The organism is Kitasatospora sp. NBC_01539 (assembly GCF_045040525.1).
Classification (GTDB): domain Bacteria; phylum Actinomycetota; class Actinomycetes; order Streptomycetales; family Streptomycetaceae; genus Kitasatospora.
Window position 1 is genome coordinate 8,983,263 of the sequence record NZ_CP109390.1, and the last position, 17,258, is coordinate 9,000,520.

Consider the following 17,258-nt stretch of genomic DNA (forward strand, 5'->3'; position numbering starts at 1 on the left):
CGGCCGGGCCGGTCGGGCAGCTTGTGCGGGAAGCTCTCCCCGGGAGCCGTTTCGGGGACGACGCGAGGAGCAGCATGGGGAGACCGGCAGCGGAACCGACGGTCGTCGTGGTGATGGGCGTCTCCGGCTCGGGCAAGACGACCCTGGGCCGGCTGCTCGCCCGCCGCCGCGGTGTGCCGTTCGTGGAGGGTGACGACCTGCACCCGGCGGAGAACATCGCGCGGATGTCGGCCGGGGAGCCGCTCGACGACGAGGCCCGCAGACCCTGGCTCCTCACCCTCGCCGACCGGATCCGCGTGGCTACGCGGAACGGGGAGGGAGCCGTGATCTCGTGTTCCGCCCTCAAGTACGAGTACCGGCGGCTCTTCCGTGCGGCCGGGGCCGGCGTGTGGTTCCTCCACCTGGACCTGGACCCCGAGGTCGCGCGGGCCCGGATCACCCACCGGCCCGGGCACTTCATGCCGCCCGCGCTCCTCGACTCCCAGTACGACACGCTGGAGCCGCTGCGGGCCGGTGAGCCGGGGCTGACCGTGGACGCCGCCGCCGGCCGCGAGGCGGTCCTGGAGGCGGCGGAGGCGGCCATCGCGGACTTCGAGGGCTCCGAGGGCTCCGAGGGCTCCGAGGGCTCCGAGGGCTCCGAGGGCTCCGGGGGTTCCGCCGGGTGAGCCCCGGCCGGGGGCGGGGCCCGGTCCGCGGCGGCCGGTGGCGGTGGCGCATGTGAGACCTGGCTCCTTTGTGCCAGGTCAGGGCGTTCCGGAGCTCCGGCACGCACCTGTAAGACCGTCACATGACTCCCCCCATACCCCGTCGCCGCCCCGGTCGGAGGATCCTGACCGCAGCGGTGGCCTGTACCTCGGTGGTCGTCCTCGTGGCCGGACCGGCCGACGGTGCGACGGCGCGCGGCGCGCTTCCGACGGCGTCCCCGGCCCGGCCGGGCAGCACCACCCACAGCGTGACCCTGATCACCGGCGACGTGGTCCGCGTCACGGACCTCGGACAGGGCCGGCAGGCCGTCGACGTGAGCCGGCCGGCCGGTGCCCCCGGCGGCGTGCGGACCGAGAGCGTCGGCAAGGACCTGTACGTCCTCCCCGACGAGGTCATGCCGTACCTCGCCGCGGGCGCGCTGGACCGGCGGCTGTTCGACGTCTCGTCACTGATCGCCCAGGGGTACGACGACGCGCACAGCGACGGCATCCCGCTGATCGTCGGCTACGACACGGCCGCCCCCGGTACGGAGGCCGCTCCCCGCACGTCCGCCGCTCCCGGTGCCGGCCCCGCCGCGGGCCGGGCGCCGAAGGGCTCGGCCACGGTGCGGACGCTGCCCAGCATCGACGGCGCCGCCCTCAGGGTCGCCAAGAAGCACACCCGGGACACCTGGAACACGGTGGCCGCGCCCGTCCCCACGGCCGTGACGGCCTCGGCGGAGCCGGCCGCCGCCCGGCTGTCGGGCGGTGTGAACCGGATCTGGCTGGACGGGAAGGTCCACGCCTCGCTGGCGACGAGCACCGCCCGCATCGGCGCCCCGGGCGCCTGGGCCGCGGGCCTCGACGGCAAGGGCGTCAAGGTCGCGGTGCTCGACACCGGTGCCGACCGCAACCACCCGGACCTGGCCGGCCGCGTCTCGCAGGCCGAGAGCTTCGTGCCGGGGGAGAGCGCCGGCGACGGCCACGGCCACGGCACCCACACCGCCTCCACCGTGGGCGGCAGCGGCGCCGCCTCCGACGGGCGGGAGAAGGGCGTCGCACCCGGTGCCGACCTGCTGATCGGCAAGGTGCTCGCCGACGACGGCTCCGGCGACGACTCCTGGGTCATCGCGGGCATGGAGTGGGCCGTCGCCCAGCACGCCAGGGTGGTCAGCATGAGCCTCGGCGGCTCCGACCCCAGCGACGGCACCGACCCGATGAGCCGGGCGCTTGACCGGCTCAGCGCGGAGAGCGGCGCCCTGTTCGTGGTCGCCGCGGGCAACGCGGGGCAGGAGGCCGTGATGGGCGCGCCGGGCGTCGCCGACGCGGCCCTGACGGTGGCCGCCGTCGACGACGAGGACCGCCTCGCCTCCTTCTCCACGACGGGCCCGCGCTACGGCGACTACGCCCTCAAGCCGGACATCGCCGCCCCCGGCGTCGACGTCCTGGCGGCGAAGGCCGGCGGTACCGCGGAGAGCGGTTTCTACCAGGCGATGAGCGGCACCTCGATGGCGACCCCGCACGTCGCCGGCGCGGCGGCGATCCTGGCGCAGGAGCACCCGGACTGGACCGGCACCCGGCTCAAGGACGCGCTGATGAGCACCTCCGTGCCGCTGGCCGGGACGACCGCGTACCAGGTCGGGGCGGGTCGGGTCGACCTCACGTCCTCGGTCGCCTCCGCGGTGACCGGCACCGGTTCGGTCTGGTTCGGCTTCGACGCGTGGCCGCACACCGACGAGCCGGCCGTCGCCCGCACCGTCGTCTACCGGAACGACGGCGACACGGACCTCGTGCTGCGGCTCGCCGAGAGCGTCGAGGTGGCCGGCGGCGCGTACGACGTGGACCCGGGCGCCGACGCCGGTGCCGCCGCGCCCGCGGGGATGTTCACGCTCTCCGCCGACACGGTCACCGTGCCCGCGCACGGCAGTGCGAGCGTCACCGCGACCGCCGAGCCGCGCATGGGCGCGAACGGCCGCCGCTACCTCGGCCGGGTCACCGCCACCGACACCACCGGTGCGGTGCGGGTCCGGACGCAGTTGGGCCTCTACAAGGAGGACCAGCGGTACACCCTGCACGTCTCGCTGAAGGACCGCGCGGGCAGGCCCGCCGCGGGCACCGTCGAGCTGCAGACGTTCGGCGTGCCCGACCCGTCGTACATCGCGGTCGACGCCACCGGCCGTGCCGACGTGCGGCTGCCCCGGGGCACCTACAGCGCGGTGAGCTACCTCCCGGTGGCCGGCAGCCACGGCCCCGACTCGGCCGGCCTGGCGCTGCTGGGCGACCCGGAGATCGTCCTCGACCGGGACCGCAGCGTCGACCTCGACGCGTCCCGGGCGGTCGAGGCGACCGCGCAGGTGCCGCTGGAGAGCGAGGATCGGCTGGTCTCCGCCGACTGGTACCGCTCCGACGGCGCCGGCAGCACCATCGCCGGGCAGTACATCCTCTCCTCGACCGACGACAGCCTGTTCGTGCTGCCCACCCGCGCGGTGACCCGCGGCGCGTTCGAGTACGAGACCCGCTGGCGCAAGGCCATGCCGCAGCTGACCGTCAGCCGGGACGGCCGGCCCGTCACGATCCAGCACCAGGCCGGGTCGTCGGTGTACGACGGCACGGCCCGCCTGAAGGCCGTCCGCGCCGGTACGGGCACGCCCGCCGACTACGCGCACCGCAGTGCCAGGGGCAGGATCGCGGTCGTCACGGCCTCCGACGCGCTGACCGGCAGTCAGCGGGCCCGGGCCGCCGCGGACGCGGGCGCCGCCCTGCTGATCGTGGTCGCCGACGGCCCCGGCAAGCTCTACGAGTGGGTGGGCACCGACGAGGGCACCGAGAGTCCCGTGCCCGTCGTCTCGGTCACCGCGCGGGAGGGCGCGGCGCTGCTGGCCGCCGCCGACCGCGGCGCCGAGCTGGCGCTCCGGGGCGTGCGCAACTCGCCGTACGTCTACGACCTGGTGGACCCGAAGCCCGGCCGGATCCCGGCGGACCTGGCGTACCGGCCGAAGGCGGCGGAGCTCGCCACCGTGCGGATGCGCTTCCACGGCGACACCACCTACGCGAGCGCCGAGTACCGCTGGGACTACCGTCCCTACCGGGCCTACTCGGTGGGCATCATGCAGCGGGTCGACATGCCCGGCACCCGCACCGACCTCGTCTCCGCCCAGGCCGGCACCACGTGGTCGGAGGACGCCCTCACCGGGCCCGACCTGGCCGTCGAGTCCCGGTCCGGCATGGTGACCTACCGGCCGCACACCGACACGACCCGGGACTGGTACGCGCCGGTCGCGCACCCCCGCAACGGCAGCGGCTTCTGGTGGTCGTCCCGGCAGCTGGGCTACGCGGAGGTCAACGTCCAGCCCTGGACGGACAGCGGCACCGACCACGGCGGCTACATGCTCGACGACCACAACACCGTCGAGCTGAAGGCCTACGAGGACGGCCGGCTCGTGAAGACCTCGGCCTGGCCCTCGCTCTACCTCGACTCGGTGCCGGACCGGCCGGTGACCTACACCTTCGACATGAGGGCCGAGCGCGACCCGGCGCTGTACCGCCTCACGCCCCGCACCCACTCGGTGTGGACGGTCCGGTCCGCCCCGGTGACCGATCCCTACGCGGTCGACCTGATGGCGCTCCTGCAGCTGGACTACCAGGTCTCCACCGACCTCGCGGGCGACCGGCCCGGCGGGCGGCAGACGGTCGGCCTGTCCGCGAGCCACCTGCCCGGCGCCGCGGGCACCGGCAGGGTCACCGACGGCACCCTCGCGGTCTCCTACGACGACGGCGTCACCTGGCATCCCGTCGGCCTGGAGCGCACCGGCACCGGGAGCTGGACGGCCCGGTTCGACGCACCCTCCCACGGCTTCGTCTCCCTCCGGGCGACGGCCCGGGACAGCGCCGGCAACCGCGTCACCCAGGACGTGATCAGGGCGTACGGGCTGTCCGGCCCGCCCCGTCGCGGTCACGCCGAGCCGTAACCCGCCGCGGTCGGCACGGCCCCGGGCGCTCCGCCCGGGGCCGTGCCCCGTATCCTCACTCGCCACCACCGGGAAGTGAGGACCGCTCATGTTCGCTGCGCTCGGGCTCGACCCCGCCGAGGAGGAGGTCTACCGCCTCCTGGCGACCCGGGTCGACCGAAGTGTCGCCGGACTCGCCGCCGACACCGGGCGGACGACGGACGACGTCCGCGGCCTGCTCGCCGCACTCACCGCCCGCGGACTGGCCACGGGCACCCCGGGCCCCGGCGGCCCGGACGCCGACACCGTCTACACCGCCGCGCCCCCCGACGTCGCCCTCGGTGCGGTGCTCCGCCAGCGGCGCGACGACCTGCACGCCGTCGAGGCCGCCCTCGCCGACCTCGCGGAACAGCACCACCGGGCGGCCCGCGACCGCGCCTCGGGCGTCGTCGAGGTCATCACCGACGTCGCCGCGGTGCGCCACCGCTTCGCCCAGCTCCAGCAGTCCGCCCACCACCACGTGCGGTCGATGATGGTGCCGAACCTCACCGTCGTCCCCCACACGCAGAACGAGGCCGGGCAGGCCGGTGTGCGCCGTGGCGTGCTCTACCGCGCGATCCTCCAGCGCTCGGCACTCGTCGAACCGGGCATGGTCGCGGGCGTCCTCGCCAGCCTCGCCGAGGGCCAGCAGCTCCACGTCGCCGACCACGTGCCGGTCAAGCTGGTGATCGCCGACAGCCGGGTCGCCATGGTGCCGCTCCGCTCGGCCCAGAACACGGCCGCCGCGTCCGTCCTCGTGCACGCCGGCGGCCTGCTCGACGCGCTGATCGCGTACTTCGAGACGTCCTGGCAGGCGTCCTTCCCCATCTCGGCGAACACCGTCGGCGACGGCCTGACGGAGAGCCGGCCCGGCGAGATCGACGAGCTCGACTCCCGCATCCTCGCCCTGGTACTGGCCGGGCTGACCGACCAGGCGGCCGCCGGCCAGCTCGGCATCTCCCGCCGCACCGTCCAGCGCCGGCTCACCGACCTCATGGCGCGGGCCGGCGTCGAGACCCGCATCCAGCTCGGCTGGCAGGCGGCCCGCCGTGGCTGGGCGTGACCCGTCCTCCCGCCTGCCGGGCGGTCAGGGGACCGCTGTGCCGCCCCCGTCCGGGTGCCGTCCGCCGCCGATGCCCTGCGGGTCCGCCGTCCGCGCCGCGGCGCGGCGCGGCGCATCGGCGAACTCCCGCCCGACCGCGTCGGCGAGCAGGGCGAGCTCCGCGAGGAGGGCCGGCCGGCACGCGGCGGGCAGGGACTCCAGGAGCCCCTCCAGCATCGCCCGGAGCCGCCGGCAGACCTGGACGGAGCCCGCGCCGTAGTCGCGGATCTCCGTGACGGCGAGCTGGAGGTAGTCCTCCCAGGCCCGGCCCGGCACCACGAGCCGGGGCCGGCCGCCGCCGTCGCCGAGCACGTAACGGCCGCGGAGCCCGACCCGGCCGACGGCGTGCAGGAACGCCTCGACGTGGTTGAGCACCTGCACCGCCGTGGTGGGGTCGTTGACCGCGGGGGAGAGCGCCCGGATCGCGACGTCGACGAGGATGCGCAGCGCGAAGGCCGGATCCTGCTCGATGGTCCGCTCCGCACCGAGGGCCAGGAGCCCGGCCACCTCCCGCCGGTCGGGCGCCGAGGCGCCGCCGTGGACCTCGACGACGATGCCGCCGGGCGACACGAAGTCACCCACCACGCGGGCCATGACGAGGACGCAGTCGTGCCGGGCCGCCAGCCGCACCATCCCGGCCGCGTCGAACGCCTGGACCACCCCGCCGCGCCCGGCACGGACACGGGTCACCGGCCCGGCCGGCAGGGCGGGGCCGGCACCGGGTACGGCAGCGTCCCGGACCTGCGCCGCGGTGCTGTGCAGCACCTTCTCGCCCATGCGGGCCACCAGGTCGGCGATCGCCACCGGCCGCAGGTTGTGGGTGAAGCGGTTGAGGTAGATCAGCAGGAGCAGCAGGCTCACGGAGACGGCGACGCCGGCCAGCGTGACCCCGAGGTTGGGGACGGAGTCGGACTCGATGCTCCGCAGCAGGGTGTAGGCGAACGAGAACGTGCCGGTGAACGTGGCCAGCACGGCCTTCTGCAGCCGGTCGCGGTACCAGAGCCGCATGTAGCGCGGCGACAGCGTGCCGGTGGCCTGCTGGATCACGAGGACGCCGATCGTCACGACGAACCCGAGCAGCGCGATCATCGAGCCGACGACGGAGCTGAGGACGCTGCTCGCGGTCGACGCGGAGTAGGCCCAGGTGTTCGGCAGCCAGGAGGCCCCGTCCACGGCGGCCGCGCACTCGGCCAGGACGACCCCGAGCAGGAGCCCGAACAGCGGCACGATCCACAGGCTGGCCTTGGCGTACTGCCGCAGCCGGAAGCGGGCGGCCCACGACGTCATCGGGCCCGCCCGAGCGGGGAGCGTCCTCGACGGGCCGGCGGGGAGGAGGACCTCACAGGGGGCACCTTCCGGATTCGGCTTCGGGACGGGGTCGCGGCGCTCGCCGCCGTCCGGTCACCCCGCGCCCGCTGCGGGGCCCAGCAGCACGGCGGTGCCGCCCTCCTGCGGCGCGGCGGGCCGTGACGCGGTGACCGGGTCGAGCCTGCCGTCGGGGCGGAGGGTGAACAGCGTGTCGTGACCCGGCGGGACCGGCGCGCCGCCGGACTGCACCAGGAAGCGCGCGCCCTGCCGGTAGCGCTCCGCCAGGACGTGCCGGACGAGCGTACGGCCGAAGAGGATGTCGCCCCCGGTGTACGGGGCGACCACGCCGTGGCTGTCCCGCGGGGGCCCCACCCGGTAGACCGGCCCCTCCACGTTGTCCTTGACGACGACCGAGGCGAGCGCGTTGAAGTCGTCGTCGTCGGTGAGCAGGAACACCGCGGTGACGCCCTCCAGGCGCGCCCGCGGGTTGGTCGCGGTCGCCAGCATCTCGCCGTGCGCGAGTTCGATGCCGGCCGCCCTGATCCGCTCGCGTTCCTCGTCGAGCCCCGCCCACATCAGCACGTCGAGCCCCGCCGTCTCCAGTGCCGTGCCCAGGCCGATCACCCACGGGTCGCCGCCGACGAGCAGCGGCCGGGTCCGGCTCGGCCGCACGACGCCGAGGCGCCGGGCCACCGGGGCGGCGGTCAGGGCGTAGAGCAGGACCGTCCCCACGATCACGAGGAAGGTGATCGGGAGGATCTTGGCGGCACCCGGCAGCCCCTTCTGCACCAGGGTGGCGGCGAAGGCGGACGCGGTGGACGCGGCGACGATGCCGCGGGGCGCCATCCACCCGATGAAGCCCCACTCCCCCCGGGTGAGCCCCGAACCGCGGGCCGCCGCGTACGCGATGAGCGGACGCAGCACGAACACCAGGACCACGATCATGATCAGGGACGGGACGAGCACGGGCGTCACGGACGCGGGGGTGACGGCGGAGGAGATCGAGATGAACAGCAGACCGATGATCAGCTGGACGAGCGTTTCGAGGAAGGGCCTGCGGGCCGGCATGTCCAGGCCCGGCAGGTTGGTGACGGCGAGTCCGGTGACGATCGCCGCGATGAGGCCCGTGTCGTCGCGGGCGATGTCGCAGCCCGCGGAGACGACGACGACCGTCGCCAGCTGCGCCAGCGTGCCGAGCGTCTCGCCGAGCCGCAGTTTGCGCAGTGCCAGCCAGAGGAGGCCGGTGCCCACGGCGCCGCCCACCAGGCCGACGCCCATGCTGATGAGGAACTGCCCGATCTGGTAGCCCCGGCCGATGTCGATCTGGCCGGTCGTCGCGACGGCGTGGAAGACGATGGCGCCGAGGATGCCGCCGATCGGGTCGGTCAGCGTGCCCTCCCAGATCAGGATGCGCCGTACCTTGTCCGTCGGCCGCACGTACTCGAGCAGGGGGCCGACGACGGTGGGGCCGGACACGACGAGAATCACGCCGATCATCGCGGCCACCCGCAGGGGGATCCCGAACAGCGCCGGTCCGATGGCCGAGACGGCGAAGAAGGTGACCAGGATGCCGATGAGCAGCAGCCGCCCGACGATCCCCCGGGTGCGCCCGGTGAGGTTGCGCAGGTTGAGCCCGAGGCCGGCGTCGTAGAGGATCACGGCGACGGACAGCGAGACCAGCGCGGGGAAGTCCGGTCCGACGAGCCGTGCGGGATGGATGACGTCGGTCAGCGCGCCCGCCGCGAAGCCGACCGGCAGCAGCACGATCAGGGCGGGGACGCGCAGCCTGTTCGCCAGGACCTGCGAACCCGTGGCGAGGGCGACGGTGAGGGCGATGCCCAGGAGGATGTCTTCGTCGGTCACGGCCGCCTTCCTTGTCGAGCGCCCGGCGCACCGTGGGATTGAATCGCACTCCCCACGGCGCCGCGTGCCGCCCGCACCGGGACACGGCACGCGCCACCCGATCGGCCCCGGGCGGCCCCGCGGCGGGCCCGGGATGGCGGGCCGGGCTCAGACCACGGCTTCGTGGACGTAGCACCAGCGCCAGTCCTCGCCCGGCTCGAACGAGCGGACGACCGGGTGGTCGGCGGTCGCCGCGTGGGCGCTCGCATGGCGCAGCGGCGAGGAGTCGCAGCAGCCCACGTGGCCGCAGGTGAGGCAGAGCCGCAGGTGCACCCAGGACGATCCGAGGCGCAGGCAGTCCTCGCAGCCCTCCGGCGTGCGCGGCGCGACGTCGCGGACCATGGCCAGGTGCGGGTCGGGCGGGGTCGTCATGGCAGCCTCCGGGCGGGTCGCCGGGTCGGGGCGGCCTGCCCGGGGGCGGGCCGCCCGCCGTCCTACGGGGCTTCGGTGCCGGGCTCCTCCGGCGGCACGATGTGCATGGCGGCCTCCTCGGCGCAGGCCGCCCCGCCGTCGATCCCGACGTCGGAGGCGAGGAGCTCCCGGTCGACCGTCCCGTGGGTGCCCTCGTCGGGGGCCACCAGCCGTCCCGCCCGGTCGTCGCCGACCTCGCGGTCCACCGGTTCCCCGTCGCCGCCCGCCAGGTCGCCGATGCCGTCGCCGTCGTCCGGCGCGACGTCGGGCAGCTCGCGGGCCAGCCGCAGGTCGAGGCTCTCCCCGTCGCGCTGCTCCGCCACGGTGGTGCCCGGCCGGTCGACGCCGTACGGGCGCTCCGGTGGCGAGTAGCCCTCGTCCAGGACGTCGTCGTACCCGCGGTCGTCCAGTGTGTTCTCGGGATCCAGGGGACCGGTGTCCTGCTGGTCGTCGCCGCCCCCGGTGGGCGGGCCGTCGTTCTCCGTGCCGCCGTTGCTGCTCATGATCACCTCCGGGCGCGGTGCGCCGCAGCCGCCACGCCCACCGTACGGCGCCTGCCCGGCGGCCGCCCACTCGGCGGCGCTCCCCGGCCCCGGGCCGGGGGGAGCGCAGGGCCCACCCGTGTGGGCCGCCGGGTGCGGGGCAGGCGGAGCCCTGCACGACCGACCGCGCCGGGTACAGCCGGTGCGGCACGAGGACGCAAGGGAGGCGCCATGAGCGGCACCGAGATCTGGGAGTTCCGTACGACGGCCGGCCATGTCTCCGGCACGGACCTGGTGGGGTACCACGTCGAGGCGACCGACGGCCACATCGGCAGGATCGACCGGCTGTCGGAGGAGGTCGGCTCGGCGTACCTCGTCGTGGACACCGGCCCGTGGATCTTCGGCAGGCGTGTGCTGCTGCCCGCCGGCACCGTCGTCCAGGTCGACCGGGAGGGCCGGAAGGTCCACGTGGACCGCAGCAGGGACGAGATCAAGGGCGGACCCGAGTTCGAGCCGGACCGGCACGGCCCGGACAGCGCTCTCCAGGACGCCTACACGGGCTACTACGGCCCGTTCTACAGCGGCCCGTTCCTCTGACCGCCCGTTCCTCCACGCGCCTGCGGGCCGCCACCCCGGGGTGGCGGCCCGCAGGCGCGTGTCGGTCGGACCGGTCGGACCGGTCGTGCCGGCCCGGGTGGAGTCCCGGTCGAGCCCCGGTCGAAGCCCGGTCGAAGTCCGGGAGCCGTCAGCGCCGGAACCGCGCGGTGAGTGCGCTCCACCAGCGCCGCTGCCGGGGGACGGCGGCCGTGGCGGCGGGGTGCGGGGCCGGTGCGGGCGGGTCCACGGGCCGCGCGGCCGCGGGCGGCGGTGCCGTCGTCGGTGCGGTCGGTGCGGTCGGTACCGTCGTCGGGGTGGCGGGCACCGTGCCGCCGGCGGCCGGGGGCTCCCCGGCGGTCGCCGTCCGCGGGGTGAAGCGGACCGGGAGCTCGACCAGGTGACGGGAGATCCAGGCCGATGTCCAGGTCAACTCGCTCTCGTGCACGGCGAGTTCCAGGTCGGGGAGGCGGGTCAGCAGGATGTCGATGCCGGTCTCCGCGATGGCCCGGCCGATGTCCTGGCCGGGGCACTCGTGCGGGCCGCCACCGAACGCGAGGTGCGAACGGTTGCCGTGGAGCGGCGCCGTGAGGTCGGGGCGGATGGCCGGGTCGACGTTGCCTGCGGCGAGACCGAGCAGCAGCATGTCGCCGGCCCTGATCTCCTGGCCGCCGAGCTCGGTGTCGCCGGTGGCCCAGCGCCCCGCGACCAGCGACATCGGGGCGGAGTCCCAGAGCACCTGGTCCAGGGCGTCGGGCAGGGTCATGTGCCCGCCGGAGAGGTGGGCGCGGAACCGCCGGTCGGTCAGGACGAGTTTGAGGGTGTCGGCGATCAGGTTGACGGTCGTCTCGTTCGCGGCGAGCAGCACCACCCGCAGGTGCTCCAGCACCTCGTCGTCGGTCAGTTCCGCATCGTGCCGCATGAGCCAGGACACCAGGTCGGAGCCGGGCTCCTCCCGCTTGCGCTCCATCATCCGGCGCAGCGTGGCGACGACGTAGTCGTTGCTCGCGATGGCCGTCTCGGTGCCCTTCATCAGGTCCCGCGCGGCGTCGACCAGCCTGGGGCCGTACTCCTCGGGCATGCCGACGACCTGCGTCATCACGAGCATCGGCAGGTGCTCGGCGAACCGGGCGATCAGGTCGGTCCGGCCGTCGGGTCCGAACTCCCCGATCAGCTGGTCCGCGAAGCGGGTGACGTAGCGGCGGATGCCGCGGCGGTCGAAGCGGTTCAGGCTGTCGGTGACCGCCCCGCGCAGGCGCTTGTGCTCCTCGCCGTCGGCGAACACGCACAGGGGCTGCCAGGCGATCACCGGCATCAGCGGGTTGTCCGGGGTCACCCGGCCCTCCTGGAAGGCCGTCCAGCGACGGGAGTCCCGGGAGAACCTGGACGGCGTGCGCATGGCCGTGAGGTTCGCGGCGTGGCCGAGGATCAGCCAGGCCGGGAGGTCGCCGTGCAGCAGGACGGGCGCCACCTCGCCGTGCTCGGCGCGCAGCTTCTCGTAGAGTCCCGCCGGGTCGGCCTCGGCCTCCGGCCCGTAGAGCCGCCGGAGGCCGTCGGCCCCGAGCCCGAGCCCGTGGGCGGGGCAGCCGGGCGGCGGGGTGAGGGAGGCATCGTCAGGGAACGCGGTGGTCACGGCATCTCCGGGGTCGGCGTGAGGCGGTCGGCGTATCGGGCGATCGGGCGGTGGGGGCGGAGCACGGTCAGTGCACGGCCGGGGCCGAGAGGTGGTACAGGTAGCGCATCAGCGCCATCAGGACGTCGCGGCTGGACTCCCGGGTCCGGGCGTCGCACGCGACGATCGGCACCTCGGGGGGCAGGTCGAGCGCGGCGCGGAGCTCCTCGGTCGGGTAGGCCGGCGACTCGGGGAAGGTGTTGGCCGCGACCACGAAGGGCACGCCGCGGTCCTCCAGCCGCCCGATCACGTCGAAACTGACTTCGAGGCGGCGGGTGTCGACGAGGACGACCGCGCCGAGGGCCCCCTCGAACAGGCCGTTCCAGAGGAACCAGAACCGTTCCTGCCCGGGCGTGCCGAACACGTACAGCACCAGTTCGTCGCTGATGCTGATGCGGCCGAAGTCCATCGCGACGGTGGTGGAGGTCTTGCGCTCCACCCCGGCGGTGTCGTCGATGCCCGCCCCGGCCTGCGTCATCGTCTCCTCGGTGGTGAGCGGACGGATCTCGCTCACGGAGCCGACCAGGGTCGTCTTGCCGACGCCGAAACCGCCCACGATCACCACCTTGACCGCCGTGGCGGCCGTGGCCGGGAGCAGGTCCGCGTGCTGCGGCCCCACCACCGTGTCAGAGCTTCTGAAGTCCATGGATCACCGCCTCCAGCAGGGCACGGTCGGGAAGGGCCGCGGGCGGGACGGAGGCGCGGGCCTCGATCCGCTCCTCGGCGAGGAGGTCCGTCAGGAGCACGGTGATCACGCTCACGGGCAGCCGCAGGTGGGCGGAGATCTCCGCCACGGAGAGCGGCGAGCCGCAGATCCGCAGGATCGCCGCGTGCTCCGGCGGCAGGGTGGGCGTCGGCTCCGAACGGGAGACGACCAGGGTGACCAGGTCGAACGTGGTCCGTGCGGCCATACCGCTGCGGCCGCGCGTGATCACGTAGAGACGTTCGGGGTGGCCCTCGTCCCAGTCCTGGTCGGCTGCACTCACGCGACCTGCTCGCCGCTGCGCGGAGGCGTACTGAGGTGTTCGCCGATCCGGGCGACGAGGTCGCGCATCCGCTGGCCCATCAGCCCCGCGTCGACGCCCGCGTCGGCCAGCACCGCGAGGTACGCCCGGGCGCCGGCGGCCATCAGGTAGAAGAAGCCGCCGCCCATCTCGATCACGACCAGCCGCATCCGCCCGTCGCCGTGCGGGAATTCGTGGCCCACGGCGGCGGCCAGGCTCTGCAGGCCGGCGCAGGCCGCGGCCAGGCGGTCCGCGGTGTCGGCATCGGTGCCGTACTGCGCCATCCGCAGGCCGTCGGCGGAGAGCACGACGACGTGCCGGGCGTGCGGGACGCCGTCCGCCAGTTCCTTGAGCATCCAGTCCATGTTGGTCCGCTGCTGAATCACTGCTCGCCCTTCCCTGCAGACTCGTCACTGGTGCGGCCGCCGCCTTCCGCAGGCGATGCGTGGCCGTTCACCCCGTCGTTGAACGCCGCCAGCCACATTCCCGGCTGCACCGGCGCCTGCGCCGGCTCGGGGACCGCGGGCGCCGCCGGGGTGCCCGCGGCGCGGGAGGGCGCGGCATGGCGGCGGCGCTGCGGCAGGCCGTTCGGGGTCCGGCGGCTCACCACGGCGATGTCGCCGTCGGCCGTGACCGGCCCGGAGAAGGCCCCCTGGGCCGACCCGAAGGACTGCTCCGTGGACGGCGCGGGCACCGTCCAGGTGCCCCGCACCCGTCCCGCGCCCGACGGCGAGAGGCCGGGGCCGGCGCCGATGCCGTGGGCCCGCCCGGGGGCGGGCGCCGTGGTCAGGAGGTCCTGCGGCACGATCAGCACGGCGCGGACGCCGCCGTACGCGGAGGGGCGCAGCGAGACCTGGAAGCCGTACGCCTGCGCGAGCCGGCCGACGACGGCCAGACCGAGCCGGGGGGTCTCGCCGAGGTCGTTGAGGTCGATGCCCGCCTGGGCCTCCTTGAGCATCCGCTCGGCGCGGGCCCGGCCCTCCTCGCTCAGGCTGAGGCCGCCGTCCTCGATCTCGATCGCTATGCCGGTCTGCACCTCGACGGCGGTCAGATGGACGTGCGTGTGGGGCGGCGAGTAGCGGGTGGCGTTGTCGAGGAGTTCGGCGAGCGCGTGGATGAGCGGTTCGACGGCGGGGCCGACCACGGCGACCTCGGACACCGGGTGGAGCTCGACCCGCTGGTAGTCGAGGATCCGGGAGATGCCGCCGCGCAGCACGCTGTAGAGCGGCACCGCCTTGCTCCACTGCCGGCCGGGGCGGGCGCCGCCGAGCACGGCGATGCTGTCCGCGAGGCGCCCGACCAGCGCGTTGCCGTGGTCGAGGCGCAGCAGGTCGTCGAAGACGGCCGGGTTGTTGCCGTGCCGGTCCTCCATCTCGCGGAGGTCCTGTGCCTGCCGGTGGACGATGGCCTGGACCCGGCGGGCGATGTTGACGAAGGCCCGCTGCGCGGACTCGCGCATGCCCTCCTCGTTGTCGACGGCCTCCAGCACGGTGCGCAGCACGGCCTGGCGCGCGGCCTGGAACTCCGGTCCGGTGACGGTCTCGTGCGACTCGTACGCCTTCAGCACGTCCTCGGTGAACTCGCCGCGCTGGAGGCGCGACACGGCCTCGGGCAGGGCGACCGTGGCCAGCAGGACCGTTTCGGTCTCCTGCCGGGCCAGCCGTCGGCGCAACTCGGCGTCGTGCCGGGCGTACTGCACGCGCAGGGCCTCCAGCACGCGCCCGCGGCGCGCAGCCTCGGCCGCCACCACGGCCACCGCCGCCGTACCCACGACGCCGCACCAGACGACACCCGCACGGGCGCCGGCGGAGGACGCCGCGACGGCGACGACGGCGGCGACGGCCGTCAGGGCCGTGGGCAGCAGCCACACGAGGACGTGAGCGTGGCCCTGACCTCCGGGTGACGATCCAGCACGAAGCATCAGCATCCTCAAACGATCGGGAGAGCAGGGGTGGACGGGCGGGGGGTGGCGGCGCCGGAGGCTGCGCGCCACCCGTGGCCGGGGGCGCGCGCCACCCCACGCCACCCGGGTGCGGCGGGGGAGCGGTGCGCCGGGCGGGAAGCAGCATAGCCGGTTGCGGCGGGTATCTGACGAAACCTCAACAATGCTTCTGTATAGATGATTTCGTTCCTTTCGGGTGGATGTTCAGGTGACTCGCACACCAGTGGGAAGGGGGCGCGTGCCGGGCCGGTGGTGCACCAGGCTTGCCCCGGAAGGGGGTTGACGTACCGGTGTCAGCCCGTGGTTCGCCCATGAGGACGGACTCTGCCGGAATGTGCCGCGCGGCCCGTCCGGCCCGTGGTACCGGGCCCGCCGAGCAGTGCGCTCGCGCTGCGGCCGGGCGGCCGGGCGTCCGGGCGTCCGGGCGCGGTCGACCGCGGTCGGGGTGCCGTGCGGTACGGGAGCATCGGCGGCGCCTTGCGCATGGCGCCGTCGAATCCGCCGCCTTCTTGCGTCATCGGCAAGAGTGCATGCCTCTGCTGCAAGGTTCTGTAGGGTCGGCCGCATGGCACACCCCGCACCACACGACCCGCACACGCCCGAGTCGCACCGCCCCGGCGCGCCCGCCCACGCCGACGGCCACCACCACGGCCAGGGCCACCACCACGGTCCCGGCCACGACCACGGCCCCGGCCATGACCACGACCACGACCACGGCCCCGGTCACGAGGACGGCCTCGCCGAGATGCTCGACCTCGACGCCGTGGTGTTCGCCCCGTACCTCGCCGCCGTGACCGGCCGGCTCGCCGACCTGGCCGGTGACGCCGTCACCCACGTCGTCGACCTCGGCGCGGGTACCGGCACCGGCACGTTCGCGCTGCTCGAACGCTTTCCCGCGGCCCGGGTGACGGCGGTCGACACCTCGCCCGCGATGCTCGACCGCCTCACCGCGGCCGCCCGCGCGAGGGGCCTCGGCGACCGCGTCCGCACCCTGGAGGCCGACGCCGCGGCCGGCCTGCCCGGCATCACCGACGCCGACCTCGTCTGGGCGTCGGCCTCCCTGCACCACCTGGACGACCCCGCCGCGGGACTCGCCGGGATCCGGGCCGCGCTGCGCCCCGGCGGCCTGCTGGCCGTCGTCGAGATGGACGGGCTGCCGCGCTTCCTGCCGGAGGACGCGCCCGACGCGCCCGGGGAGCCGGGCGACGGGCCCGGGACGAGCGGCCCGGGCCTGGAGGCACGCTGCCGCGAGGTGCTGTCGGTGGTCCACGCCGAGCAGGTGCCGCACCTGGGCGCGGACTGGGGTGCACTGCTGGTGGCGGCAGGTCTTACGGTCGAGGCCGAGCGCACCGAGCAGTTGGAGGTGCGCGCCCCGCTGCCGGCCGGTGCCGGTCTCTACGCGCACCAGGTGCTCGACCGGATCCGCGGCGCCGTCCGCGACCGGGTCGGCCCGGCCGACCTGGACGCCCTCGGGGCCCTCCTCGACGGCGGCCCGCAGGACGTCCGCCACCGCGACGACCTCGTGGTGCGGTCCACGCGCACGCTGTGGGCGGCCCGCCGCCCCGCGGACGGATCCTGAGCCCGACCGGTTCACGGGCTGCCCGGCCGCCGGCTGTCGGTCCCCGGCTGTCGGTCCCCGGCGGCCGGGCCGGCACGGCCTAGGATCGCGGCATGGCGCTCCTGAGGATCACCCGTCGTTCCGCGCTGTCCGGCACCGAGGCCTGGCGCCGGATGACGGACTGGGAGCGCCACGCCGCCCCTGTGCCGTTCACGGTGATCCGGCTGACCGGCGCGTCCCCGCAGGGCGAGGGAGCCGGCTTCACGGCGCGGACCGCCCTCGGGCCGTTCGGCTTCGACGACCCGATGACCGTGACGGCCTGGCAGCCGCCGGAGGCCGACCGGCCGGGGCTGTGCCGGCTGGAGAAGCGCGGGCGCGTGGTGACCGGCTGGGCCGAGATCGAGGTGCGCCCGTACCGGGGAGGGTCGGTCGTGCAGTGGCGCGAGGATCTCCGGGTGGCAGCGCTGCCGCGCCTCCTCGACCGCCCGACCGCCTGGTGCGGGCGACTGGTCTTCCGGCGCGTCATGCGGCACCTGCTCGACCGCGGCTGACGCCGCGGCGCCCGGGCGCGCGTGCGCGGCCCGGTCATGAGGAAACCCTCGACTTCCACGATC

At 75.0% G+C, this 17,258-nt stretch carries 15 protein-coding genes; 6 read left to right on the forward strand and 9 right to left on the reverse strand.

Annotation, left to right across the window (positions count from 1 at the left end; genetic code table 11):
- Positions 1 to 74 precede the first annotated feature (74 nt).
- From OG335_RS38985 to OG335_RS38995, 3 genes are all read left to right on the forward strand, one after another.
- On the forward strand, positions 75 to 665 hold the full coding sequence (locus OG335_RS38985) for a gluconokinase (RefSeq protein WP_405009127.1): 591 nt from the start codon (positions 75 to 77) through the stop codon (positions 663 to 665).
- A 287-nt stretch (positions 666 to 952) separates the two neighbouring features.
- Complete coding sequence (locus OG335_RS38990) at positions 953 to 4,651, forward strand: S8 family serine peptidase (protein ID WP_405009126.1); 3,699 nt, start codon at positions 953 to 955, stop codon at positions 4,649 to 4,651.
- 88 nt (positions 4,652 to 4,739) lie between these two features.
- Positions 4,740 to 5,732: a helix-turn-helix domain-containing protein gene (locus OG335_RS38995; RefSeq protein WP_405009125.1), complete on the forward strand. Its 993-nt coding sequence runs from the start codon at positions 4,740 to 4,742 to the stop codon at positions 5,730 to 5,732.
- Between the two features lie 24 nt (positions 5,733 to 5,756).
- Here OG335_RS38995 and OG335_RS39000 read toward each other — a convergent pair whose 3' ends face one another.
- From OG335_RS39000 to OG335_RS39015, 4 genes are all read right to left on the reverse strand, one after another.
- Positions 5,757 to 7,058 (reverse strand): DUF2254 domain-containing protein, encoded by a 1,302-nt coding sequence (locus OG335_RS39000; protein ID WP_405009124.1) that lies wholly within the window; start codon positions 7,056 to 7,058, stop codon positions 5,757 to 5,759.
- A 114-nt stretch (positions 7,059 to 7,172) separates the two neighbouring features.
- On the reverse strand, positions 7,173 to 8,942 hold the full coding sequence (locus tag OG335_RS39005; RefSeq protein ID WP_405009123.1) for a cation:proton antiporter: 1,770 nt from the start codon (positions 8,940 to 8,942) through the stop codon (positions 7,173 to 7,175).
- Between the two features lie 147 nt (positions 8,943 to 9,089).
- Positions 9,090 to 9,353 carry a UBP-type zinc finger domain-containing protein gene (locus OG335_RS39010; protein WP_405009122.1) on the reverse strand — a complete coding sequence of 88 codons (264 nt, stop codon included), beginning with the start codon at positions 9,351 to 9,353 and terminating at the stop codon, positions 9,090 to 9,092.
- 62 nt (positions 9,354 to 9,415) lie between these two features.
- Entirely contained in the window at positions 9,416 to 9,895 is a 480-nt protein-coding gene (locus OG335_RS39015) for a DUF5709 domain-containing protein (RefSeq protein WP_405009121.1), read from the reverse strand.
- Between the two features lie 210 nt (positions 9,896 to 10,105).
- Between OG335_RS39015 and OG335_RS39020 the strand changes: the two genes are divergently transcribed.
- A complete protein-coding gene (locus OG335_RS39020; protein WP_405009120.1) occupies positions 10,106 to 10,471 on the forward strand; it encodes a PRC-barrel domain-containing protein in 366 nt (121 codons plus the stop codon).
- A 148-nt stretch (positions 10,472 to 10,619) separates the two neighbouring features.
- Here OG335_RS39020 and OG335_RS39025 read toward each other — a convergent pair whose 3' ends face one another.
- The 5 genes from OG335_RS39025 to OG335_RS39045 form a co-directional block, all read right to left on the reverse strand.
- Positions 10,620 to 12,101 carry a cytochrome P450 gene (locus OG335_RS39025; protein ID WP_405009119.1) on the reverse strand — a complete coding sequence of 494 codons (1,482 nt, stop codon included), beginning with the start codon at positions 12,099 to 12,101 and terminating at the stop codon, positions 10,620 to 10,622.
- A gap of 67 nt (positions 12,102 to 12,168) precedes the next feature.
- Positions 12,169 to 12,786 carry a GTP-binding protein gene (locus OG335_RS39030; protein ID WP_405009118.1) on the reverse strand — a complete coding sequence of 206 codons (618 nt, stop codon included), beginning with the start codon at positions 12,784 to 12,786 and terminating at the stop codon, positions 12,169 to 12,171.
- The gene (locus tag OG335_RS39035; RefSeq protein WP_405009117.1) at positions 12,767 to 13,126 is read right to left on the reverse strand and encodes a DUF742 domain-containing protein; all 360 of its coding nucleotides are present in this window, start codon (positions 13,124 to 13,126) and stop codon (positions 12,767 to 12,769) included. Before OG335_RS39035 ends, OG335_RS39030 begins: the two co-directional genes overlap by 20 nt.
- Positions 13,123 to 13,530 carry a roadblock/LC7 domain-containing protein gene (locus tag OG335_RS39040; RefSeq protein WP_405009116.1) on the reverse strand — a complete coding sequence of 136 codons (408 nt, stop codon included), beginning with the start codon at positions 13,528 to 13,530 and terminating at the stop codon, positions 13,123 to 13,125. Before OG335_RS39040 ends, OG335_RS39035 begins: the two co-directional genes overlap by 4 nt.
- The gene (locus OG335_RS39045) at positions 13,527 to 15,065 is read right to left on the reverse strand and encodes a sensor histidine kinase (RefSeq protein ID WP_405015278.1); all 1,539 of its coding nucleotides are present in this window, start codon (positions 15,063 to 15,065) and stop codon (positions 13,527 to 13,529) included. Before OG335_RS39045 ends, OG335_RS39040 begins: the two co-directional genes overlap by 4 nt.
- Before the next feature lie 586 nt (positions 15,066 to 15,651).
- On the opposite strand from OG335_RS39045, the gene OG335_RS39050 reads away from it, so the two are divergent.
- Entirely contained in the window at positions 15,652 to 16,665 is a 1,014-nt protein-coding gene (locus OG335_RS39050; protein WP_405009115.1) for a class I SAM-dependent methyltransferase, read from the forward strand.
- 92 nt (positions 16,666 to 16,757) lie between these two features.
- Positions 16,758 to 17,195, forward strand: a complete 438-nt coding sequence (locus tag OG335_RS39055) for an SRPBCC family protein (protein WP_405009114.1) — start codon at positions 16,758 to 16,760, stop codon at positions 17,193 to 17,195.
- The last annotated feature ends 63 nt before the right edge of the window (positions 17,196 to 17,258 follow it).